This window comes from Bathymodiolus heckerae thiotrophic gill symbiont (assembly GCF_900128515.1).
Classification (GTDB): domain Bacteria; phylum Pseudomonadota; class Gammaproteobacteria; order PS1; family Pseudothioglobaceae; genus Thioglobus_A.
This window is the reverse complement of record NZ_FQTP01000107.1, coordinates 1-4,177: the sequence shown is the minus strand read 5'-3', so window position 1 is coordinate 4,177 and position 4,177 is coordinate 1. Positions and strand designations below refer to the sequence as shown.

The window sequence follows — 4,177 nt, the reverse complement described above, 5'->3', positions numbered from 1 at the left end:
GTTTGCCATAAGCCTTGTGGCAACAAAGACAAAAATGTCATCATTGCTAAGCCAATATTAAGCGACCAAAAAGTAATTTTCAAGAGTTTAGTATCCCATTGTTTTATGTCGGTTAAACCACGCATAGCATATAACATTAAACCAAGACCAAGCATCCCATAAACGCCAAATAATGCTGCGTGTCCGTGATTAGCGGTAATGTTCAAACCCTGCATATAATAAAGGGCGATTGGCGGATTGATTAAAAAGCCAAACAAACCTGCACCAACTAAATTCCAAAATAATACTGCACTAAAAAACATGAACGGCCAATGGTAATTTTCTTGCCAAGTTTGCTGATTTTCTAATTTTTTATGGTTATATGCCTCAAACCCAATCACTACTAATGGCACCACCTCAAGTGCTGAAAAACTCGCACCAACTGCCATAATTGAGATTGGTGTTCCACTCCAGTATAGGTGATGTAGCGTACCCAATACGCCACCACCTAAAAATATAATTGTGGTAAAGATTACCATTGTAGTTGCAACCGAAGTTCTTAGTAGCCCCATACGCACAAACAAAACTGAAATAATTGCAGTGGCAAATACCTCAAACACACCTTCAACCCAAAGATGCACTACCCACCAACGCCAATACTCCACAATGCTTAAATTAGTGTTTTTTCCCCACATAAATCCAGCAGCATATAATAAACCGATAGAAACAGTGGCAAGTACAACAACAAATAAGAGTGATTTCAAATTTTTATCCTTAAAAGCAGGAAGTAAAGCTCTTAACAACAGAGCAACCCACAACAATAAGCCAATAAATAAATAAATTTGCCAAAAACGCCCTAAATCAATATATTCATAACCCTGATGTCCAAACCAAAAATTTAAGGTCAAGTCCTCAATAAAACCATTTACTGCTAGCCATTGTCCCGCAAATGACCCTACCACAATTAGCAACAAACTAAAGAATAAAAAATTCACACCAAAGCGTTGAAATTTTGGCTCATGTCCTGAAATCAATGGTGCAACATAGAGTCCAGTCGCTAGCCAAGCAGTTGCGATCCAAAAAACTGCCAATTGCGTGTGCCAAGTTCTAGTGACTGCATAAGGAATATAATTCGCAATATCAATACCATACAAGCCCTGTCCATCTACAGCATAATGTGCAGTAATAATACCTAGCAATACTTGAGACACAAACAATGCGGTTACTACCCAAAAATATTTTGCAGTGGCTTTCATTGAGGGGGTTATTTTATTATTCTCAATAAAATCAGCTGTGGCAATACCCTGTTCAGGCTCTGAATTTTGACGCCACTTATCAAATTGAGAGGCATAATACCAAACAATACCGCCAATACCTGCCAATAATAAAAAGATTGAAATAATACTCCATAGCAAAACTGAAGGAGGGGGAGTGTTACCTATTAATGGCTCGTGTGGCCAATTACTGGTATAAGTTATATCATTTCCAGGACGATTAGTTGATGCTGCCCATGCTGACCAAAAAAAGAATGCACTAAGTTTTCTAGCTTTTTCCTCATTAAGAATTATTTTAATTGGAAAAGCATAGTCTTCACGGAGCTGTTGGTATTTTTGCTCATTTGAGGTATATAGATCAATATAATGTCGCTGTGTTTCGGCAATTGCCGAGGCACGATCTTGACTAATAGTAACCACACCCGTTGCATCATTATAGGTATTGGTTCGCATTTCATCTCGTAAAGTAATTTTGTGCGCTTCTTGTGTTTGGCGTTTATTGTTTAGATAAAAGCCATTAGATTTTATGATATTTAACAAAGATAAAGCTTCACGATGTAGCCAATCTGCACTCCAATCAGGCGCTAAATAACTGCCATGACCCCAAATTGAGCCCTGCTGCATGCCACCTATAGTTTGCCAAATATTTTGCCCATCTTTAATATCTTGCTTGCTATAAACAACATCACCATTGATAATTTGCACTGCATTTGGTATAGGTGGTGCCTTCTGATAAATCTGTCCACCAAGGTATAACAAGGCAGAAAAAGACAAAACTAAACTAACAATCAGTGCTACCCACAATCTTTTGATAGTAAAAAAATCTGAATAATTTTTCATAAGGCTCCTTAATAAAAAACGACCTTTATTAAGGTCGTTTTTAATTTATTATTTAATTTTACTTGGTGGTTTAACCTGTTTCATTAGGTCATTATTCCACTCGCCTTCAACAGATACATGCGCCACACCACCTAACAGAACTGCTTCAATTAAGTTGTGATTAACATAGGCATAAATGCCAGGCTGTTTAAAGGTGTAAACTGCAGCTACTGCCTCACCACCGAGCACACTCCAAGTTTCTCTGTCAACTGTTGGTGTGTTGTTAAACGAACCACCTGGCCACACTTGGTCGCCATGACCGCCAATTAAGTGAATGCGTGAATCTTCGTTTGCTTGGGAATGGATAAACAATACAGTTTCGCCCACTTTGGCTTTCATTGCATTTTTACCCGTTAGTGCGCCTTTTCTACCGTTGTAAGTAATATGTGTTGGTACTAAATTTTTCATCACTTTTAAAGTATCATTCATAGAAACAACCGCATTAGGATAACGCTTATAGTTGCCTTGCGCATCTTTTGGCACATACCAGCCTTGTTCGCCCACATAATAAGCACGGTCATAAGTTACTAAGTTGCCCTTATTATCCTTAAGTCCGTCTTTTGGCAAAATCATAATAGCGCCATACATACCTGAAACCACATGATAAGGAATCATAATACCACCTGGTGCACAATGATAAACATAAGTGCCTGGCTTGTCTGCTTTGAAGCGCAAAACCACCTCCTCTCCAGGTGCCACTTTAGTTAAAGCACCGCCACCTAATGCACCTGTTGAGGCGTGAAAATCAATATTATGCACTAAAAAGTTGGTTTTCGGATTTTTGAGTGTTAATTCTACATAATCCCCCTCATGCACTACCATTAATGGGCCTGGGTTAGTGCCTGCAAAGGTCATTGCCTGTACAAAAACTCCCGGCTCAACTTCAATTTCTTTTTCCTCGATGACCATTTCCATTTCAATAATTCTAGACTTGCCTGAATAGCGTTGCTCATGTTTTGGCAAGAAAGGAGGTGCAACCAATATTTGCTTAACGCGCTCTAAGCCCCTTAAGTTAGACTCAACACCAACATTGGCAATATAAGATTCTGCTCCTGCCTCTGCCATGACAATACTTGACAATGACATTGATAGCACTATACTTAAACTTAATTTTTTGAATAGTTGTTTCATATTTCTTCTCCTTATTTAATTGAATTAAATCATACTGTATCAATTATTGACACTCATTGATATAAGTCAAGTGTTCAAGAAATAATAATATCTTCTAACTCGGATGGTTTGAGCAGCACAATATGACTACTGTCAACTGCTATCAAGCCTTGTTTGGAAAGTTCCTTGAGCGTACGTGAAAGCGTTTCTGGCTTAATTGAGAGTTGTGATGCTAAGATATTTTTGGCAATAGATAAATCCACATTGTTTGATTTTTTTGCATTGGCAAGCAAAAACTTAATTAATCGATATTTACCATTATGTAAAACTAAATGATTGATTTCATTTGTTGCCCAATGTAGTCGTTGTGACAGTTTACCCATAATCTTAAAACAAGATTTAGGTGAGGCTTCCAGTATTTTTAAATAGCGCCCAGTATTAATACGCAACACCCCGCTATGTCCTAATGCACTTGCGTTTAAGGGGTATTTTCTCTGCCTAAAAAACATTACTGCCTCAGCAAAACTATACCCTGGTTGGATGACATCAACCACCTTTTCAAGCCCTTCTGCAGATAAAAATGCCAACTTTATCTTGCCACTGACTAACAAGAAAAAATCTTTTGCTATTTGCCCCTGTTCAAAAAGACGCTGCTGGTTTTCTACCTCAACAAAGACAGAGAATCTGCTTATTTGTGCTAATTCATTCTCAGTAAAACCAGAAAATAAAGCATTCACCTGTAGAATTTTTTGATGCTCAGCACTTAGCATAGTTCGCTCCCTTGTTATCAATGCTCAAGCTTTATTCGAATTGGAACATTGCCTGCGTTCTTAAATTTTAAACTAATATCTACAGTCTCAACCTCACTTAAAGGCTTTTTCAAGCCCATAAACATAATATGATAAGACATCGGCTTTAGCATAAGCGTCTCTCCA

General features: G+C 37.9%; 4 protein-coding genes. All 4 read right to left on the bottom strand.

The window, feature by feature from the left end:
* Window positions 1–2,093, bottom strand: a 2,093-nt coding sequence (locus BTHERMOSOX_RS09540; protein WP_138120900.1) for a nitric-oxide reductase large subunit, incomplete at its 3' end; no start/stop codon positions are given.
* A 48-nt stretch (window positions 2,094–2,141) separates the two neighbouring features.
* Window positions 2,142–3,263, bottom strand: coding sequence for a copper-containing nitrite reductase (gene nirK, locus BTHERMOSOX_RS09535; RefSeq protein WP_138120898.1), 1,122 nt, complete (start codon window positions 3,261–3,263; stop codon window positions 2,142–2,144).
* Window positions 3,264–3,337: 74 nt separating this feature from the next.
* On the bottom strand, window positions 3,338–4,012 hold the full coding sequence (locus BTHERMOSOX_RS09530; RefSeq protein WP_138120896.1) for a Crp/Fnr family transcriptional regulator: 675 nt from the start codon (window positions 4,010–4,012) through the stop codon (window positions 3,338–3,340).
* Window positions 4,013–4,029: 17 nt separating this feature from the next.
* Window positions 4,030–4,164 (bottom strand): copper chaperone PCu(A)C domain-containing protein, encoded by a 135-nt coding sequence (locus tag BTHERMOSOX_RS12115; protein WP_428992042.1) that lies wholly within the window; start codon window positions 4,162–4,164, stop codon window positions 4,030–4,032.
* Window positions 4,165–4,177 lie beyond the last annotated feature (13 nt).

Coding starts and splice junctions, on each gene's coding strand:
- BTHERMOSOX_RS12115 (WP_428992042.1), bottom strand. CDS start 4,164: ATGCTAAAGCCGATGTCTTATCATATTATGTTTATGGGCTTGAAAAAG.
- BTHERMOSOX_RS09530 (WP_138120896.1), bottom strand. CDS start 4,012: ATGCTAAGTGCTGAGCATCAAAAAATTCTACAGGTGAATGCTTTATTT.
- nirK (WP_138120898.1), bottom strand. CDS start 3,263: ATGAAACAACTATTCAAAAAATTAAGTTTAAGTATAGTGCTATCAATG.